The 17,251-nt window shown below is 43.5% G+C and carries 19 protein-coding genes; 12 read left to right on the forward strand and 7 right to left on the reverse strand.

The features are described 5' to 3' along the window. Nucleotides 1–130: 130 nt before the first annotated feature. Together BN1209_RS04970 and BN1209_RS04975 are read left to right on the forward strand one after the other, a co-directional pair. Nucleotides 131–1,240 (forward strand): aromatic ring-hydroxylating oxygenase subunit alpha, encoded by a 1,110-nt coding sequence (locus BN1209_RS04970; protein WP_045751222.1) that lies wholly within the window; start codon nt 131–133, stop codon nt 1,238–1,240. A gap of 26 nt (nt 1,241–1,266) precedes the next feature. Beyond that, the gene (locus BN1209_RS04975; protein ID WP_045751972.1) at nt 1,267–2,103 is read left to right on the forward strand and encodes a DMT family transporter; all 837 of its coding nucleotides are present in this window, start codon (nt 1,267–1,269) and stop codon (nt 2,101–2,103) included. Here the strand turns inward: BN1209_RS04975 and BN1209_RS04980 are convergent. The 4 genes from BN1209_RS04980 to orn all read right to left on the reverse strand — a co-directional run bounded on the left by BN1209_RS04980 (nt 2,100) and on the right by orn (nt 5,427). Next, complete coding sequence (locus BN1209_RS04980; protein ID WP_045751223.1) at nt 2,100–2,741, reverse strand: response regulator; 642 nt, start codon at nt 2,739–2,741, stop codon at nt 2,100–2,102. The two genes, BN1209_RS04975 and BN1209_RS04980, sit on opposite strands and share 4 nt — an antisense overlap. After that, nucleotides 2,738–4,072 carry an ATP-binding protein gene (locus BN1209_RS04985; protein ID WP_045751224.1) on the reverse strand — a complete coding sequence of 445 codons (1,335 nt, stop codon included), beginning with the start codon at nt 4,070–4,072 and terminating at the stop codon, nt 2,738–2,740. The genes BN1209_RS04980 and BN1209_RS04985 overlap by 4 nt, the downstream gene beginning before the upstream one ends. Nucleotides 4,073–4,089: 17 nt before the next feature. After that, on the reverse strand, nt 4,090–4,470 hold the full coding sequence (gene crcB / locus BN1209_RS04990) for a fluoride efflux transporter CrcB (RefSeq protein WP_045751225.1): 381 nt from the start codon (nt 4,468–4,470) through the stop codon (nt 4,090–4,092). A gap of 396 nt (nt 4,471–4,866) precedes the next feature. Continuing rightward, entirely contained in the window at nt 4,867–5,427 is a 561-nt protein-coding gene (gene orn, locus BN1209_RS04995) for an oligoribonuclease (RefSeq protein ID WP_045751226.1), read from the reverse strand. An 89-nt stretch (nt 5,428–5,516) separates the two neighbouring features. Here orn and BN1209_RS05000 point away from each other — a divergent pair, with 89 nt between their 5' ends. From BN1209_RS05000 to queD, 4 genes are read left to right on the forward strand one after another with little or no spacing between them, the layout of a single operon-like run. Continuing rightward, a complete protein-coding gene (locus BN1209_RS05000) occupies nt 5,517–6,773 on the forward strand; it encodes a M48 family metallopeptidase (RefSeq protein ID WP_045751227.1) in 1,257 nt (418 codons plus the stop codon). A gap of 31 nt (nt 6,774–6,804) precedes the next feature. Next, nucleotides 6,805–7,134 (forward strand): hypothetical protein, encoded by a 330-nt coding sequence (locus BN1209_RS05005; RefSeq protein ID WP_045751228.1) that lies wholly within the window; start codon nt 6,805–6,807, stop codon nt 7,132–7,134. A gap of 4 nt (nt 7,135–7,138) precedes the next feature. Beyond that, complete coding sequence (gene rsgA, locus BN1209_RS05010) at nt 7,139–8,026, forward strand: ribosome small subunit-dependent GTPase A (protein ID WP_045751229.1); 888 nt, start codon at nt 7,139–7,141, stop codon at nt 8,024–8,026. 13 nt (nt 8,027–8,039) lie between these two features. After that, nucleotides 8,040–8,480, forward strand: a complete 441-nt coding sequence (gene queD, locus BN1209_RS05015; protein ID WP_045751230.1) for a 6-carboxytetrahydropterin synthase QueD — start codon at nt 8,040–8,042, stop codon at nt 8,478–8,480. On the opposite strand, the gene dnaQ is transcribed toward queD, so the two are convergent. Genes dnaQ through BN1209_RS05030 form a run of 3 tightly spaced genes read right to left on the reverse strand, consistent with a single transcriptional unit; the run spans nt 8,477 to nt 10,436 of the window. Continuing rightward, entirely contained in the window at nt 8,477–9,178 is a 702-nt protein-coding gene (gene dnaQ, locus BN1209_RS05020) for a DNA polymerase III subunit epsilon (protein ID WP_045751231.1), read from the reverse strand. The two genes, queD and dnaQ, sit on opposite strands and share 4 nt — an antisense overlap. 25 nt (nt 9,179–9,203) lie before the next feature. Beyond that, the gene (gene rnhA / locus BN1209_RS05025) at nt 9,204–9,659 is read right to left on the reverse strand and encodes a ribonuclease HI (protein WP_420885810.1); all 456 of its coding nucleotides are present in this window, start codon (nt 9,657–9,659) and stop codon (nt 9,204–9,206) included. Nucleotides 9,660–9,680: 21 nt separating this feature from the next. Next, on the reverse strand, nt 9,681–10,436 hold the full coding sequence (locus BN1209_RS05030; RefSeq protein ID WP_045751974.1) for a class I SAM-dependent methyltransferase: 756 nt from the start codon (nt 10,434–10,436) through the stop codon (nt 9,681–9,683). A gap of 18 nt (nt 10,437–10,454) precedes the next feature. Here BN1209_RS05030 and gloB point away from each other — a divergent pair, with 18 nt between their 5' ends. From gloB to BN1209_RS05060, 6 genes are all read left to right on the forward strand, one after another. After that, nucleotides 10,455–11,243, forward strand: coding sequence for a hydroxyacylglutathione hydrolase (gene gloB / locus BN1209_RS05035; RefSeq protein WP_231855116.1), 789 nt, complete (start codon nt 10,455–10,457; stop codon nt 11,241–11,243). A gap of 162 nt (nt 11,244–11,405) precedes the next feature. Further along, nucleotides 11,406–12,926 (forward strand): transglycosylase SLT domain-containing protein, encoded by a 1,521-nt coding sequence (locus tag BN1209_RS05040; protein WP_231855117.1) that lies wholly within the window; start codon nt 11,406–11,408, stop codon nt 12,924–12,926. A gap of 194 nt (nt 12,927–13,120) precedes the next feature. After that, nucleotides 13,121–14,629 carry a peptide-binding protein gene (locus tag BN1209_RS05045; protein ID WP_231855162.1) on the forward strand — a complete coding sequence of 503 codons (1,509 nt, stop codon included), beginning with the start codon at nt 13,121–13,123 and terminating at the stop codon, nt 14,627–14,629. Between the two features lie 2 nt (nt 14,630–14,631). After that, nucleotides 14,632–15,651 (forward strand): ABC transporter permease, encoded by a 1,020-nt coding sequence (locus tag BN1209_RS05050; RefSeq protein WP_045751234.1) that lies wholly within the window; start codon nt 14,632–14,634, stop codon nt 15,649–15,651. Further along, nucleotides 15,648–16,472 carry an ABC transporter permease gene (locus BN1209_RS05055; protein ID WP_045751235.1) on the forward strand — a complete coding sequence of 275 codons (825 nt, stop codon included), beginning with the start codon at nt 15,648–15,650 and terminating at the stop codon, nt 16,470–16,472. Before BN1209_RS05050 ends, BN1209_RS05055 begins: the two co-directional genes overlap by 4 nt. A 28-nt stretch (nt 16,473–16,500) precedes the next feature. Continuing rightward, entirely contained in the window at nt 16,501–17,229 is a 729-nt protein-coding gene (locus BN1209_RS05060) for an enoyl-ACP reductase FabI (RefSeq protein ID WP_045751236.1), read from the forward strand. Nucleotides 17,230–17,251 lie beyond the last annotated feature (22 nt).

Consider the following 17,251-nt stretch of genomic DNA (forward strand, 5'->3'; position numbering starts at 1 on the left):
GGAAAAAACTTGAAAAAAAATGGGGTTAGGGCAAAATCGCATTCCTCGGAATAATTAACCTTATTAAAACAAGCAAGTTGACGCTTAAAATCTAGTCAAAATCACTTTTAATTAAACACGAACAAGCCAGATGATTTCTCTTGCCTCTAGCAATCAAATTCAATCAAAAACCACGTCTCAACCACCTGTGGCGTGGTACACCGACCCCGCCATTTACGCGCTAGAAGCAAAACACTTATTTCCAAAAGCGCCACAGTATTTTGGACACGCGCTTATGGTGCCCAATCAAGGCGATTTTTATACACTCGGTTGGATGCAAGACGGCAAAGCCCTCGTCCATAACCAACAAGGCATCAGCTTAATTAGCAATGTTTGCCGTCATCGCCAAGCGCTGATGTTGAACGGCCAAGGCAACGCCAAACATATCGTCTGTCCGCTTCATCGCTGGACTTACAACCTAAAGGGTGAACTTTTAGGCGCACCTCATTTTAATGAAAATCCCTGCCTACACTTAGACCACACACCCCTCACCAATTGGCAAGGGCTGCTTTTCAATAGCAAACGCAATATCGCAAAAGACTTAGCAGAACTTGGTTGCAAGCAAGATTTTGACTTTACCAACTACATGTTAGACCGCGTGACGGTGGATGATTACAACTTCAATTGGAAGACCTTCATTGAGGTTTATTTAGAAGACTATCACGTAGGCCCATTCCATCCTGGCCTGAGCAAGTTTGTTGATTGCGACGAACTCAACTGGGAGTTTGGTCAAGACTACAGCGTCCAAACTGTCGGCTATAAACCAAGTTACGAAAAAGCTGGCTCCGCGATTTACAAAAACTGGCAGGCACAGGTTAAACAATATCAAGGCAAAAAAGGCTTACCCAAGCACGGCGCCATTTGGATGGTATATTACCCATTCCTCATGATTGAATGGTATCCAAACGTGCTTGTGGTTTCACACATCATTCCTCGCGGTGTAGATAAATGCTCTAACGTCGTTGAGTTTTACTACCCTGAAGACATTGCCCTGTTTGAGCGTGAATATGTTGCTACTCAACAAGCCGCTTATGAGGAAACCGCTTTGGAAGATAAAGAAATTTGCCAGCGCATGCATGATGGTCGCCGTGCACTTTTTGCACAAAATATCGACGAGCGTGGGCCTTATCAACATCCCATGGAAACTGGCCTAGCGCATTTTCATTACTGGTTGCGCACGCAATTAGAGCCACACCTGTGAAGCAATTCAAATGGGGTAGTTTATGGATGCTGGTCGCCGCATTCTTTTTTGCCATCATGGGCGTGCTCGTTAAAATCGCCTCTCATAAATTCTCAAGCGCAGAACTTGTTTTTTATCGCTCATTGGTTGGGTTGATATTTATTTCCAGCTTCGTTGTGACCAAGCGCCTATCACTGAAAACCAATCTCATCAAAAAACAGATGTCACGTTCCGTCATTGGCTTTATCTCAATGGTCATGTTTTTCTATGCCATAAGCGAACTACCGCTTGCTACCGCGATTACGCTTAACTACACATCCCCACTCGCCATGGCAGCAATTTTAACAATTGCACTTCATGAAAAACCAAAGAAGATTTTACTAATCGCCATAATCACCGGCTTTGTTGGCGTAGCCTTTTTGTTAAAGCCAAGCATTCATTACGGAGAGTTGCTTGCAGGTGGACTTGGCTTACTTTCTGGATTAATGGCTGGCTGGGTCTATGTATATGTAGCCCAATTAGGACGGGCTGGCGAACCTGACTGGCGGACTGTATTTTACTTTTCACTCGTTTGCACAGTCGGGGGTGGCGCCTGGATGCTGATTCATCATTTCAGCCCTATCGAACTAGAAGATTTACCTATCCTCGCTGGTCTCGGCACATGTGCCACGATTGCCCAGCTGGCTATGACGCGCGCTTATCGAACAGGTAATCCATTAGTGGTAGGCAGCCTCGCCTATAGCACCGTCGTACTCGCAAGCCTGTTTGGCATATTGCTATGGAATGAAATGCTCTCGATAGACCGCTGGTTAGCGATTGCAATCATTATCAGCAGCGGCGTAATGAGCATAAGTGCGAATACAAGCGCTAAGGATAAAAATTAAGGATCAATCAAACCTGAACGCATCGCAATCAAAGCAATCTCTGCCGAGTTGCCTGCGTTGAGCTTTTGCTTAATATTGTACAAATGGGTGCCAACAGTCCGCGGTGAGAGACTCAAAATCTCAGCAATCTGATTGGTGGTTTCACCTTTAGCAAGCGCCATAAACACTTCAAACTCACGATCTGAAAGCACATCCACAGGGTTCTTTTCACCGTTTAATTGCTGTATGGCCATTTGCTGAGCGATGCTTGCTTCAAGATACATTTTGCGATTCGCCACCATCCGTATCGCTTTAATCAATTCTTCGGCCGCACTTCGTTTGGTTAAATAACCCATTGCACCTGCATTGAGCACGCGCTTGGGATGAACGGAATCCTCATGTGCTGAAAGCACCAGAATACGGGCTGAACTGTCTTTTGCAATAATGCGGTCCGTTGCTTCAAGACCTCCAATGCCTGGCATGGTAATGTCCATGACGACGACATCGGGCTTATGCTCCATGTACATTTTGACCCCGTTTTCACCGCTATCGGCTTCCGCGATTACTTTGATGTCAGGATCTGACTCTAATAGCATTTTAAAGCCCATGCGAACAACGGCATGGTCATCCACTAATAAGACATTGATGGGGGCGCTCATGTAATGGACTCCTTGGGAAGATGGATAGAAATTTTTGTGCCTTTGGATGATGACTGAATATCAAATTGACCACGAAACGCTTGAGTTCGCTCTCGCATGCCAAGTAAACCAAAGTGCTGAGTTTGGTCAACCTTATCAACCTCCATGCCTACGCCATTATCTTGAATGATCAGATTAACATTACCGCTTAGGTCTTGTTTCAAGCTGACATGAATGATACTGGCTTTTGCATGTTTCACCGCATTATTGAGTGACTCTTGCACAATGCGATAAAAATTAATGTTGAGATTTTCACCCAACGCATCAAGCTCCCCCGATAGATTAAGCTTAAACTCAACCTCAGGGTGTTGTTTTTGTAGATGATTAATCGCATCTTTCAATGTCTCAGAAAGCCCAAGGTTATCAAGCGCACCGGGACGTAAATGGCGAATAATGTTGTGCATGCCATCATAAATATGATTGGCCGCAGCCACAATCGTCTGGGCATTTGATGAAACATCAGGCATTTTTTCAACCGTCTTATTGGCAATACCAACCGCAAAGGTTTTAATGGCGGTTACGTATTGACCAAGTTCATCATGCAATTCGCGCGCAAGACTTCTACGCTCATCTTCAATATGTGATTGTATCAGCGCTGTTAATTGACGGTTTTCTTCAAGCTGACGCTCTGCCTCTAAAGATTCCGCCATGCGATTAAGACTATGTCCTATTGTTTCAAATTCAGGCAACTTGAATGGCTCAAGACGAACCTTCAAATCCCCCTGCTCCATTCGATTAATGGCGCTGAGAATACTTCCTACCGGCCTCAAAGAATAGCTCAATAGTGCATAAACCATAATGTTCAAAATAAGAAAAAATCCTAAACCTATCCACATTAACTGCTCAACGCCACGCCATGTTTGACGAATAGAACCAGCCGCACTGGAGGTGATGACCAAAGTGCCAAAACGCACACGCCTTTGCACTGACTCCTGTTTTGGCTCAACAATCTTTACAAACCATTGAGGTGGATGCACATCTGTTTGGTAGGTGGATTGTGGTGACTCATAAAGGACATTGCCGCGTGAATCAAATAATGTGATTTGATTACTTCGCACATACCCCAGAGATCGTAAAAATACATTCAACACATCTGTTGTTTCACCGAGACTGGGATTCATGACAGAGGTGACAATGACGTTGTCGAGCAACTGCACAGTAACCCGAGAAGCGGCTTCTACGCGCTCACGAATAGAGACTTTTGCATCATTCACGATCACCCAGCCAGCTGCTAGCATAAAGGCCAATGACAGCGCAGTTATCAACAAATTTAGACGTAACCTTAAACTCATTTTTTTTCGTCAACCAATCATTTTAAAAGTTGCACTGTCATTAAACCAAGGGCTGTGACCAGCAACGACCCGAGCACATGCCCTAACAAATGTAGGGATGCCCAGCCATAGTCTCCACGAGAAAACATAGTGACGGATTCAGCTGAGAAGGTTGAGAATGTCGTCAGCCCACCTAAAAAACCTGTGATAAGTAATAGGCGTAATTCTGGATTCATCAAACCACCCAACGAAATAATACCCATAACTAGACCCATCAAATAAGCACCGACAAGATTAGCCACTAAGGTTCCTAATGGTAAAAGTGGAAAGAATGCATTGAAAGCCACACTTAACAACCAGCGCCCCCAGGCACCAAAAGCTGCGCCTAGCCCAACGGCTAAAAAAGCTGTCATATTCATACCGATATCCTTACATTACTTTTAACCACATTCATTAGTCTAAACTCATCAATGTCATGAACCGCAACTGAAGACTCAGCTTAGCGACCTAAAAATCATTTCATTTGCGCACCACAATTGTGCAAAGCGCCCTCTAGGCAAGCTTGATTAATCAACATTAAAACCTTAATAAGCCTAAAGAGTATCAATACACAAACAATTTAACTAAAAAAAACGCCTTACCAGCGGCGCTATATCCCCAAAAATCAAGAGTTGAGTATGTTGGCACGCTTAGTGCTTAAGCAATAAGGAGCTTACATTCTAGGCTATCTTTCTCCTCCTTTAGGGTGCGCTAGTCGCACCCATTTTTTTAGCTAAGCTCAATACAGCCAAAAATCCTGAAGAAAAAACCAATCATTAATCCAACTTAATAAAATGCTCTCGGTAATATTTCAGCTCATCAATAGACTCATAAATGTCTGCAAGTGCTTCATGCTTGCTCGCTTTTTTAAATCCGGAATAAATGGTGGGCTTCCAACGACGAGCCAGCTCTTTAAAAGTACTCACATCAAGATTCCTGTAATGGAAATATTTTTCAAGCGCTGGCATGTAACGCGCCATGAAACGTCGATCTTGGCAAATAGAGTTCCCACACATTGGGGACTTGCCTTCTGGCACATGCAGCTTCAAAAACTCCAACATTTGAGCAGTCGCCTGTTCCTCGTTAGTTGTAGAGGCTTTAACTTTTTCAATGAGACCAGAGCGACCATGCGTCCCCTTATTCCAAGCATCCATTCCATCCAATACTTCATCAGCCTGATGAACCACAATGACTGGTGACTCGGCAATAACGTTTAGATCAGCATCCGTCACCACAACGGCCAACTCTATAATACGATCAGAATCTGGCAACAAGCCCGTCATTTCCATATCAAGCCAGATTAAATTGTCATTCGGATTTGCCATCATGATTTCCATTAATTTTATTTAATAAACTGCAATTGATGAACCTTCATTCACACGAAGCTTCTATAATGATATTAGTTTAACTGAAAAGCATATCAATCATGACATCCATACCTGCCTTCACGCTGAGTATTATCTTTATTAGCCTAGTTGCGTTAACCACACTCACCCGTGTTTGGTTGGGAAACCGGCACATTGGATATGTGTTTGGTCATCGCAATAAAGTCCCTGATGCTTTCATTAAAGACATTAGTCTCGAAGCACATCAAAAAGCCGCTGACTACACTGCCGCTAAAACCAAATTAATGATTGCAGAGGGGGTTGTTCAAGCTGCTTTGCTTCTTACATTTACACTTGGCAACGGATTGCAGGGCATAGATTTTATATGGCGTGACTTCATTCCTTCACATGAAATGCTGAGGGGTGCATTAGTCATTCTAACTGCACTTGTTATCAGCGGTATTGTTGATACCCCATTCGACTACTACAAAACCTTTGTCATCGACGCGCATTTTGGATTTAATAAAATGACGCGCGGCATGTTTGTAGGCGATATGATCAAACAAAGCATATTAGGCATTATCCTAGGTGCGCCAATTTTATTTGCTGCGCTGTGGCTGATGGAAGGTGCTGGCCAATATTGGTGGTTTTACTTATGGGCTGTTTGGAGTGTATTTAACTTAATGGTGCTTGCCATTTATCCAACTTTTATTGCCCCGTTTTTTAACAAATTCACACCACTCACTGACGAATCACTAAAGGCTCGGATTGAAGCATTGCTGCTGAAGTGCGGCTTCAAATCACAGGGTTTATTTGTAATGGACGGCTCTGCACGCAGTAGCCATGGTAATGCCTACTTTACCGGCTTTGGAAAAAACAAACGTGTCGTGTTCTTTGACACTTTATTGGCACGTCTCAATGCGGATGAAATTGAAGCTGTGCTTGCGCACGAACTGGGTCACTTTAAACATCAACATGTGATTAAGCGAATTGCTATGATGTTCTTTATTAGCTTTGTTGGCCTCGCGGTTTTAGGTTGGCTTAAAGAACAGGACTGGTTCTTCTTAGGCTTAGGTGTTAATGAGATGAGTAGTTATATGGCCTTAATCTTGTTTCTACTTGTGAGCCCTGTTTTCTTATTTGTACTCCGCCCAATCATGGCGAGTTATTCACGAAAAAATGAATTTGAGGCTGATGCTTATGCTGCAGAGCATTCAAATGCTAAACATTTGGTAGCTGCACTGGTTAAGCTTTATCGCGATAATGCTTCAACCTTAACGCCAGACCCATTACACTCTGCTTTTTATGACTCACATCCGCCAGCAAGCATGCGCATTGCAAAGCTTACAAACAAATAGCTAATAAAGGATTTGGATAAACTAGACTGGCATGATCAAACAACTTTTTATCTTTTTAACATTTACTTTGATCAGTTTAAGCGCCGCTTATGCTGATCAGTACTCAGCCATTTATCCTGGAAGCGATCCTGTGGCTGGGAAAGCCTTGTTGCAGAAACACTGTCTTCAATGCCATGTTAAGAGCTTTGGTGGCAATGGTTCGGGAATTTACACGCGGGAAAACCGCTTGGTCAAAACCTCTGGAGGACTAAAAGCGCAGGTCCGCAATTGTAATACCATGATAGGCTTGAAGTTATTCGAAGACGAAGAACTTAACGTAACAAGCTACCTAAACCAAACTTACTACCATTTCGAAAAATAGTCTTTTGGTTGAACAACTCCTCAAGCAAGGCCAGGTGATCGCCTCTTACGGCAAACGTTATGGTGTTGAACTTCAAGATGGTACGCAGATAAGTTGCGTCACGCGTGGCAAAAGGAATGATTTGGCTTGTGGGGATCAAGTTGAAGTCAAAATGACAGACACCCTTGAGGGGGTTGTAGAAAAACTTCATCCACGTTCAAGTCTTCTATTTCGCAGTAACGCCTACAAAACAAAAACCTTAGCATCAAATGTCACGCAAGTGATCATCGTACTTGCCACGACCCCCAGCTTCTACGAAGCACTACTAAACCGTTGTTTAATTGCAGCTGAGGCCGCAGGCATCCGACCAGTGATTGTGCTTAACAAGTGTGACTTAGCCGACAATTCTGATGCAATGAAGCTACTTCAGGTTTACCAAGATCTCGGCTACCAAGTCCAACCACTATCGGCCAAACAAGATATCAGCCCGCTTAAGCAGTGGCTTAAAGGGCAAGTCAGTGTATTAGTTGGGCAATCTGGGATGGGTAAATCAACGATTGTAAACGCACTCCTTCCTGACTCTGCTGTGCGTACTCAGGAGGTCTCTGAAGTATTAGACAGCGGCAAACACACGACAACGGCGGCACATCTATATCACCTTGATAGCACTAGCGACCTCATTGACTCGCCCGGCCTGCAAGAGTTTGGTTTAAACCACCTCAATATTGAACAGTTAGAACATGCGTTTATCGAGTTTAGGCCATACTTAGGGAAATGCCGATTCAATAACTGCAAACATACACACGAGCCAGATTGTGCGATTATCGGCGCCGTTGAGGATGGAAAAATCTCGCCAGTGAGATTAGCCTATTACCAGGGCCTCACACAAGAATTAGGCAAGCCTGATTACTGATATAATCTCAATTATGCAAATTACTACACGACTTGAATTCGACGCCGGACACCGCATTCCGTGTCATAAAAGCCAATGCAAGAATCTTCATGGGCATCGATATGCCATGGAAATTACGCTTTCTGGCGATATTATTCAGCAAGAGAACTCCTCTGATAACGGCATGGTGATGGACTTTTCAGATGTAAAAGCGATTGCAAAGAAATCTGTCGTCGATGTATGGGATCATGCGTTCCTAGTCTACAAAGACGATGCTGAAATTTTAAATTTTTTGAATTCATTATCCAATCACAAGACAGTTGTTATGAGTAACGTTCCAACGGCTGAAAACATGGCTGCGGAAGCCTTTCGCATTCTTAATTCGCAATATCAAGATATTTACGGCAACCACTTAAAACTTGAACGCGTCAGACTTTACGAAACACCCAACAGCTGGGCCGATGCTTTAAGCTAATCGCTTTCGGCAACCGCCTGTCTCCATAGGTTATCCCCTTTATTTAGCGCCTTAACGTAAGCCTCATGCTCCTCAAGCTCCTCACCAGAGGCATGCAACACCTTAAGATTAATAGTAAGCGTTAGCTCTCCATCGACATCATCAGAAGACGCGTCCTCTAATATCTCCATCATGAGACTCTCTTGGCCACGCGTCATCGCCATATAAACATCGGCGAGCAGCTCCGCGTCCAGCAATGCACCGTGTAAGGTGCGCTTGGAGTTATCAATGCCAAAATGGCGACATAAAGCATCCAAGTTATTACGCTGTCCAGGTCGCATCTCTTTGGCCATTTTGAGCGTATCCACAATATTACCTGAGGTTTTTTCTAAGTTTTCTCGATCAATCTTACCTAATTCAGCGTTCAGAAATCCTGTATCGAATGGCGCGTTATGAATCACCAACTCAGCATCGGCTACAAAGTCTAAAAATTCATTCACGATATCCGGGAAACGAGGCTTGTCTTGCAAGAACTCTAGAGTAATACCGTGGACTTCTTGAGCTGCAGGGTCTATCTCACGATCTGGGTTGAGGTAAACATGAAAGTGGTTATTGGTCACACGACGGTTAACGACCTCAATGGCCGCAATTTCGATGATACGGTGGCCCTGAGCTGGATATAGGCCAGTTGTTTCAGTATCTAAAAAAACTTGTCTCATAAGTGTGCTTTCAATTATTGATTATTTAACCATGCATTACTTGGGCAACCCCTTGGTTGGCCAATGCATCCGCACGCTCATTACCTGGATCGCCTGCATGGCCTTTAACCCACCGCCATTCAACTTTATGCTGACTGGCGATTGCATCTAACTCCTGCCATAAATCATCATTCTTCACAGGCTTTTTATCCGCAGTTCTCCAACCTCTTTTTTTCCACCCATCAATCCATTCGGTCATGCCTTTTTGCACATACACCGAGTCGGTATAAATTCTGACATCACAAGTTCGTTTGAGTGCTTGTAGTGCGCGGATAGCAGCCGTGAGTTCCATGCGATTGTTGGTAGTAATTGGCTCACCACCACACAACTCCTTTGAGTGATCACCCATACGAATCCAAGCACCCCAACCACCGGGACCTGGATTTCCTTTACATGCGCCATCGGCATATATAATCACAAGCGATTCTTGAATCTCTGACAAAATTAAACCCTAGCTTTACGATTAATATTGATCATTAGTCACTGAATTAGCGACATCTTCTTTTTTAGTTGGAGAAATGACTAAACCTCTTTTCATTTTCGCACGAGCCCAATTCGGCTTAATAATACGCATTCCCAAAATGCGTTTTTTAGCGACAATACAATAGACCCCACCCAACATCGGGCAATATCGAGCACCCAAGCGATCCAAGGCATCAAACCGTTGCAACCATTGCGTACTTTGCAAAGGCAGTTTATAGCAAGCCATCCTGACGCCAACAATCTCAAAACCTAATAAATTCAACCAATCTTTAATCCGTAACGCAGAGAGGAAATGTGCATGCCACATGGCACTTGATGATGCACATCGTTTACTCACAAATCTCCGGAGCCCCCAGCTACTGATGGGATTAAAGCCGGTAATGACCACATGCCCCTCGGCCACCAACACACGCTCCACTTCGCGTAACGTTTGTTGAGGATTGATACTAAAATCTAGCGTATGTGGCAATAAAACCAAGTCCATTGTGTTACTCGAGATAGGTAATTGCTGAGTTTCACATAGCAAATCCCCCTTCGTCTCACTGGCCTTTAAAACTAATGGAACTCTTGAGTTTCTTAACAAATCCGCTTGTAAGAAACCCAACTGGATCGCATTAAAACCAAAAATATCACTGACTACATCATCAAATAAGGCTTGTTCTTCGTTTAGCAAATAGCACCCTATTGGCGAACCAAGCCAAGTACTTCCGTCATTCTCAGTGATTATCTTTGTCATTGAAGGCATTCACTGACCATGAAGCTTAAATTAAATGTTACGCTATTCATCATTATGTTTAACATCATACCAATTCCAGCATTTCAAGATAATTACATTTGGCTTATAGAGAATGGCAGTCATGCCGTGGTGGTTGATCCAGGAGACGCAACACCAGTCATCGCAGAACTGAAGAAAAGAAGTCTAGCACTCTCCGACATTCTCATCACGCATCATCATACAGACCATATTGGCGGCGTGGATGCTTTGATTCGTGAATATTCGCCGCAGGTTTACGCCCCAGCTAAAGAATCCTATGAGTTCAAGCACACACCAGTGCTTGAAGGCCAAATTATCAATATCACTCCTCTCAATTTATCCCTGCAGGTTATAGATGTGGGAGGTCACACAATTGGCCATGTGGCTTACTATGGCGCCGAGTCGATATTTTGCGGCGACACTCTTTTTGGCGGTGGTTGCGGCAGGCTTTTTGAGGGTACGCCTGAACAAATGTTTGCTTCATTGCAAAAAATTGTAAACCTTCCTACCGAGACAGCCATTTATTGTGCGCATGAATACACCGAACGCAATCTACAATTTGCGAAAACACTTGAGAACAACAATCCTGCGCTTAATGCCAGAATCTTGATGTCACATGAGCTAAGGATTGCAGGATTGCCAACCATCCCAAGTTCAATTGCATTAGAGCTTGCAACGAATCCATTCTTGCGGTGCACCTCACAGGAAATTAAAGATAATTTGGGTTTGAAAATAGCTGACTCCATCGAAGTTTTCACTAAATTGAGACAGCTTAGAAATCAGTTTTGACCTCGGCTTATTTAGCTTAATTTTGGTATATTTATTCTTGACTCCATAGGGCCTATTTAGCTACTATCACAGCGTGTTTTTGCTTAATAATAGGCCTTTCAGAAAGTGTTCATGCTCGTTAGATCTTCAGTAAAATCCCTATTATTTTTAGCCTTGCTTTTGGTGACAAATGTTGACGCAGAAACCAATGTTGAAGGTGACTATATTGTCATTTTAGAAAGCAATGTTCCTAATCGTGAAGCACTTGACCCCAGCTTTAACATCACACCCAACTCTCAACTCGATCCAGTCCTTAATTATCTCCCGGATGCACTAAGTTACCAGCCTTCAGCAGGCATTGAAAAGGGAGCGGCTGACTTACGTCAACGAATTATTAGTGGCTACACAATGCCCGAGCTAAACTCTAGCTACACAGGCGCGCATGAAGCCTGGTACGCATCTAGGCCCGATTATATGAAACGAATGATCGGACGCAGCCAGCGCTATTTGTATCATATTGTGGTTGAAGTTGAGAAACGAGGTATGCCAAGTGAAATCGCACTATTACCCATGGTCGAGAGTGCCTTTAATCCAGTTGCCAACTCACGTTCAAAAGCTTCTGGAATTTGGCAATTTATGCCTGCGACAGGTAAACATTTTGGACTCAAGCAAGATTGGTGGGTAGACAACCGTAGAGACGTGACAGCCGCAACCTCTGCAGCGCTCACCTACTTGCAAAAATTACACGGTATGTTTGGTAATTGGGACTTAGCACTAGCCGCCTACAACGCTGGCGAGGGCACTGTTCAACGAGCGATTGACCGCAATCGCAAAAAAGGCTTGCCCACTGACTACGCCAGCCTCTCGCTTCCTGATGAAACTAAAAATTATGTGCCTAAACTACAGGCGATTAAAAACATCATGCGGCAGCCAGAAGTGTATGGACTGAATATTGATAAGATTCCAAACAGGCCTTATTTTACTAAAGTTATCGCACCTGAACAGATTGACGCAAAACTCGCGGCATCATTGGCGGAGATTTCTTATGAAGAGTTTATTTCACTCAACCCAGAATATAACCGCCCCGTCATTACCGAAACAGGCAACGCGCATGAAATATTATTGCCAGTCTCAGCTGCCAACACATTCAAATTAAATTTAGCCAATTACGACAAGCCGCTTGTCAGTTGGCAAACTTATCACACTAAGCGTGGCGAACGCATGGATAAAATTGCGCAAAAATTTGGGATTAATGTAAGTCAATTGCGTGAAATTAATGATATTCCAAACAACAAAAAAATAAATGGCGCACAACCAATCCTGGTACCGCTTGGTAACAAAAGTAATGAATCATCAACCATCGACATTAATAGTGCACTTAATAGCACAACTGCCGACGTCATTGAAAATACAAATGAAAACAAAACCCATACCGTAAAACCGAAAGAGACGCTGACAGCAATCGGACGTCAATATCAGGTGAGCGTTAAAAGCCTGATGGCATACAATCAAATGAAAAGTCCGAATGTAAAAATAGGCCAAACCATTAATATTCCAAATAGTGATTTTATAAATCAGCCACATCAACAGAAACAAAATGAAAAAAGTACGGTCAGAAACAAACATTCAATCAAAACAAGTGGTCATGAAAAACGCGCAACAAAATCCTCTTCTTATAAAAAGATAAAAAAACAGGATGTTTAATCTAAATCCAATTATCGTAAAGGCGCAATTCGTCGATGCACAATAAGCCTAAAACAATCATGCATTTCATTAAGATCACATGCTTGGCATTGATCACACCCTTCTTGATCAGCTGTGGGCAACAACAAGATAAATTGTCGACTCAATTTAGCCAGCCCTATCCGTCGGAGTCTGGTGGCGCGCTAGTTGATGCAATGTCTGGTGAACCCAGCGGCTTAATTGCAATGATGGCGGGAGAATCTTCAGCCTCTGCAATTGCTTCCAATATTTTCAACAGCCTACTTAAATATGATAAGAACTTAGAATTAACAGGGGAGCTTGCAGAATCTTGGGACGTGTCCGCTGATCAAAAAACAATTACATTCCACCTTAAACCTGACTTAAAGTGGGCTGATGGCAAAGCATTAACAAGTCAAGATGTATTGTTTACATGGAAAACAGTGACCGATCAGAAGACACGTTCTCCTTATGGTGCAGATTACAAGCTCGTTAAAAAAGCTGAAGCACCTGACAAGCTCACATTTAGAGTGACCTACGAAGCTCCCTATGCCCCAGCTTTAGACTCATGGTCAGGCTTACATGTGCTTCCACAACACTTGCTTGAAGGCCAAGACATCAATAACACGGCATTCTCACGTAATCCTGTTGGCAGTCATTACTACCAGTTAGATCAATGGAAGAAAGGTGAAAGCATTTCGCTCAAGCGCAATCCTAATGCCACTCAGGGACAAGCTAAAATCGACCATTTAATTTCACGCATTATCCCTGACCGTGCAGCGCAATTCTTAGAACTCATGGCAGACAACATTGACTCGATGAGCTTAAACTCCATTCAATATGCACGTATTTTCCCAGCACGCCCTGACCTCACTGACAAAATTGCGCAATATAAAGAGCTAGGCAATAGTTACACGTATTTAGGTTTCAACTTAAAACGTAAGCCTTTTGATGACGTGCGCGTGAGGCAAGCCATTAATTATGCGATAGATAAACAAGAAATTATTGACGGTGTACTACTTGGGCTTGGCCTGCCAGTTGCCTCTCCTTACAAGCCAGGAACGCGCTGGAGCAACCCAAAACTACAACCCTATCCATACGATCCACAAAAGGCGCTTGCATTACTTAAAGAAGCAGGCTTTGAGGACCATGACCATGACGGAATATTGGATAGGAATGGCCAGCCATTGAGTTTTGAAATTCTAACCAACCAAAATAAAGAACGTGAAATGAGTGCCGTATTGGTACAAAGACGACTTAAGGAAATTGGTATTGATGTAAAAATTCGCGTGGTTGAATGGGCAACTTTTATTAGTCGCTTTATTAAAACTGGTGATTTCAACGTCGTTTTACTTGGCTGGGGCCTTGGCTTAGAACCCGATCAGTTCAATATTTGGCACTCATCTCAACAAGCACCAGGACAGTTTAATTTTATCGGCTATCAAAACCCTAAAGTGGATAGCTTACTGGAGGCTGGCAGATTGGAACTTAACCCTGACAAGCGCATGATAATCTACCATGAGTTTGCAGCCATTTTATTAGAAGATAGCCCTGTTGTTTATTTGTTTGCAGGTTATGGCCTCCCAGCCGTTCACAAACGAGTAAAAGGCATTGATGACACTGCGCCTCCTGCTGGCATTGGACACAACGCTTATGAGTGGTACATTCCCAAGGCATTAAGGCGCAACGAAATGAGCGCGGAGTAATCATGATCAAATATCTACTCAATCGACTCTTTTGGATGGTGCCACTTCTGGTGGGGATCAGCTTAATTTCTTTTTTAATTATGCACTTAGCCCCAGGGGATGTGACTTCAACCGAAGCGAGCTTCAATCCAAAAACCAGTGAAGAGTCACGTCAAAAACTGCGCGAGCTATACAACCTCGATAAACCTGTCATCGTGCAATATGGTCTTTGGCTAAAACGCATGTCTACGCTAGACTTTGGACATTCATTTGCAAGCCATCAAAGCCCTGTGTTTTGGGAGGAAAAAGATAAGGACGGAAATGTCACCAAAGGCATGATACAAGAAGCTTTGCCGATCACTCTTCTGATCAATGTACTAAGTTTAGTCTTGATTATTGGGATTGCTTTGCCGCTCGGCGTGATTTCAGCACTCACGCAAAACAAGCTACCTGACCGATCGATTACCATATTCGTTTTTATCGGATTTGCGATCCCAAGCTTCTGGCTAGCATTAATGTTGATGTATTGGACTGGGGTGAGTCACAATTGGCTTCCCATTTCTGGCCTTCATAGCTTAGGCGCTGAAAAGCTTCCTTGGTTAGCCCAGCAATGGGATACTTTAAAACATCTAACCTTACCTATTCTGATCTCAGGTCTAACAGGCCTTGCGGGAATATCACTATTTGTTCGCAACGGTATGTTAGATGTACTCCATCAAGATTACATCACAACCGCCCGCGCTAAAGGGCTTCCTGAAAACACCGTTGTTTATAAACATGCGCTTCGAAATGCGCTGCTTCCATTAATTACCATTTTCGGCCTTTCTATCCCCGGTTTAATCGGTGGCTCTGTGATTGCGGAGTCTATTTTTGCTATCCCAGGGATGGGTAAACTTTTCTATGATGCTGTGTTGATGAGAGACTTTCCTGTCATTATGGGTATCTTAACAATAGGTTCCGCACTCACACTTTTAGGCAATCTCCTAGCCGACTTAGCTTACGCATGGGCTGACCCACGTGTTAGAAAAGGAGTTGCACAATGAAAACCATTCTCAAAAACCCGCTAGCACTTGCTGGCTTGATCATTATTGGCCTAATTTCCCTCATGGCTATTTTTGCACCATTGATTGCCCCGTTTGACCCAGAGGCAATTGATGTCAAAAACATACTGCTCTCCCCCTCCTCGCAACATTGGATGGGGACTGATGGACTAGGGCGTGATGTTTACTCAAGAATGCTATTTGGCGCACGTATATCGCTTTTAGTTGGTATTGTAGCTGTAGGCATTGCCACCATCATTGGAATTATCCTAGGGGCAATTGCTGGCTTTTATCGTGGCTGGGTTGACACTGTGATCATGCGCTTGGTTGATGTGATGTTATCGATCCCAACATTCTTCTTGATTTTGGCGGTGATTGCATTCCTGACTCCCTCAATTTGGAACATCATGATTGTGATTGGCCTGACTTCATGGATGGGCGTTACACGACTAGTGCGCGCAGAATTCATGAGTCTTCGAAATCGAGAGTTTGTCCTTGCGTCTCAAACCTTAGGCGCGAAAGACAGTCGCTTAATTTTCAAGCAATTACTTCCTAACAGCCTAACCCCCATCATCGTTAGCTCTGTGCTTGGAATTGCGAGTGCGGTATTGGTCGAGTCTGGATTAAGTTTCTTAGGTTTGGGCGTTCAAGCACCACAAGCCTCATGGGGAAACATTCTTACCGATGGAAAAGAATATATTGAGTTCGCCTGGTGGCTTTCGATGTTTCCTGGCCTTGCCATATTAATTACCGTGATGGGTTATAATTTGCTTGGTGAAGGTCTGCGCGATGCGCTAGACCCAAGAACTTCGAATAACAATTAGAAATTTTGACTTTTAAGGAAAGCTACTCATGGGATTCCTGACTGGGAAACGTGTATTAATCGTTGGTCTACTAAGTAATCGCTCAATTGCCTACGGCATTGCAGAAGCAATGAAACGTGAAGGTGCTGAGCTTGCCTTTAGTTATCAAATGGATAAATTTGAAGACCGCGTTAAAAAATTAGCCGCTGATTTCGATTCAACCATTGTCTTACCTTGTGATGTTGGAAGCGATGAACAAATTGATGCTTTATTTCCAGCTCTCGCAAAACATTGGGATGGGATAGATGTGGTTGTGCACTCAGTTGCATTTGTGCCAAAAGACGCTCTCGATGGTGATTACTTAGAAAAAGTAACGCGTGAATATTTCCGCATTGCACATGATATTAGTTCGTACAGCTTTGCAGCGCTTGCTAAAGCAGCAATGCCAATGATGGAGGGTCGCAACGGTAGCCTTCTTACGATCAGTTATCTTGGCGCTGAAAGAACATTGCCGAACTACAACGTCATGGGCGTAGCAAAAGCAAGTCTTGAAGCTAACGTGCGTTATATGGCACAAAGCCTTGGTCCTAAAGGTATTCGTGTGAATGCAGTTTCAGCAGGCCCCATCAAAACACTGGCTGCCTCAGGCATTGCTGATTTTGACAAGATGCAAGGCTTCAACGAAAAGCATGCACCACTGCGTCGCAATGTCACAATCGAGGAGGTTGGTATCTTAAATAAAAAAGGCCGTCAATCAATGACGGCCTTTTTTTATTAGCTTACCACTCAAAAAAATCTGA

The sequence above is a fragment of the Candidatus Methylopumilus turicensis genome (genome assembly GCF_000953015.1).
GTDB lineage: Bacteria > Pseudomonadota > Gammaproteobacteria > Burkholderiales > Methylophilaceae > Methylopumilus_A > Methylopumilus_A turicensis.

Coding starts and splice junctions, on each gene's coding strand:
- BN1209_RS04970 (WP_045751222.1), top strand. CDS start 131: ATGATTTCTCTTGCCTCTAGCAATCAAATTCAATCAAAAACCACGTCT.
- BN1209_RS04975 (WP_045751972.1), top strand. CDS start 1,267: ATGCTGGTCGCCGCATTCTTTTTTGCCATCATGGGCGTGCTCGTTAAA.
- BN1209_RS04980 (WP_045751223.1), bottom strand. CDS start 2,741: ATGAGCGCCCCCATCAATGTCTTATTAGTGGATGACCATGCCGTTGTT.
- BN1209_RS04985 (WP_045751224.1), bottom strand. CDS start 4,072: ATGAGTTTAAGGTTACGTCTAAATTTGTTGATAACTGCGCTGTCATTG.
- crcB (WP_045751225.1), bottom strand. CDS start 4,470: ATGAATATGACAGCTTTTTTAGCCGTTGGGCTAGGCGCAGCTTTTGGT.
- orn (WP_045751226.1), bottom strand. CDS start 5,427: ATGGAAATCATGATGGCAAATCCGAATGACAATTTAATCTGGCTTGAT.
- BN1209_RS05000 (WP_045751227.1), top strand. CDS start 5,517: ATGACATCCATACCTGCCTTCACGCTGAGTATTATCTTTATTAGCCTA.
- BN1209_RS05005 (WP_045751228.1), top strand. CDS start 6,805: ATGATCAAACAACTTTTTATCTTTTTAACATTTACTTTGATCAGTTTA.
- queD (WP_045751230.1), top strand. CDS start 8,040: ATGCAAATTACTACACGACTTGAATTCGACGCCGGACACCGCATTCCG.
- dnaQ (WP_045751231.1), bottom strand. CDS start 9,178: ATGAGACAAGTTTTTTTAGATACTGAAACAACTGGCCTATATCCAGCT.
- BN1209_RS05030 (WP_045751974.1), bottom strand. CDS start 10,436: ATGACAAAGATAATCACTGAGAATGACGGAAGTACTTGGCTTGGTTCG.
- gloB (WP_231855116.1), top strand. CDS start 10,455: ATGAAGCTTAAATTAAATGTTACGCTATTCATCATTATGTTTAACATC.
- BN1209_RS05045 (WP_231855162.1), top strand. CDS start 13,121: ATGTCTGGTGAACCCAGCGGCTTAATTGCAATGATGGCGGGAGAATCT.
- BN1209_RS05050 (WP_045751234.1), top strand. CDS start 14,632: ATGATCAAATATCTACTCAATCGACTCTTTTGGATGGTGCCACTTCTG.
- BN1209_RS05055 (WP_045751235.1), top strand. CDS start 15,648: ATGAAAACCATTCTCAAAAACCCGCTAGCACTTGCTGGCTTGATCATT.
- BN1209_RS05060 (WP_045751236.1), top strand. CDS start 16,501: ATGGGATTCCTGACTGGGAAACGTGTATTAATCGTTGGTCTACTAAGT.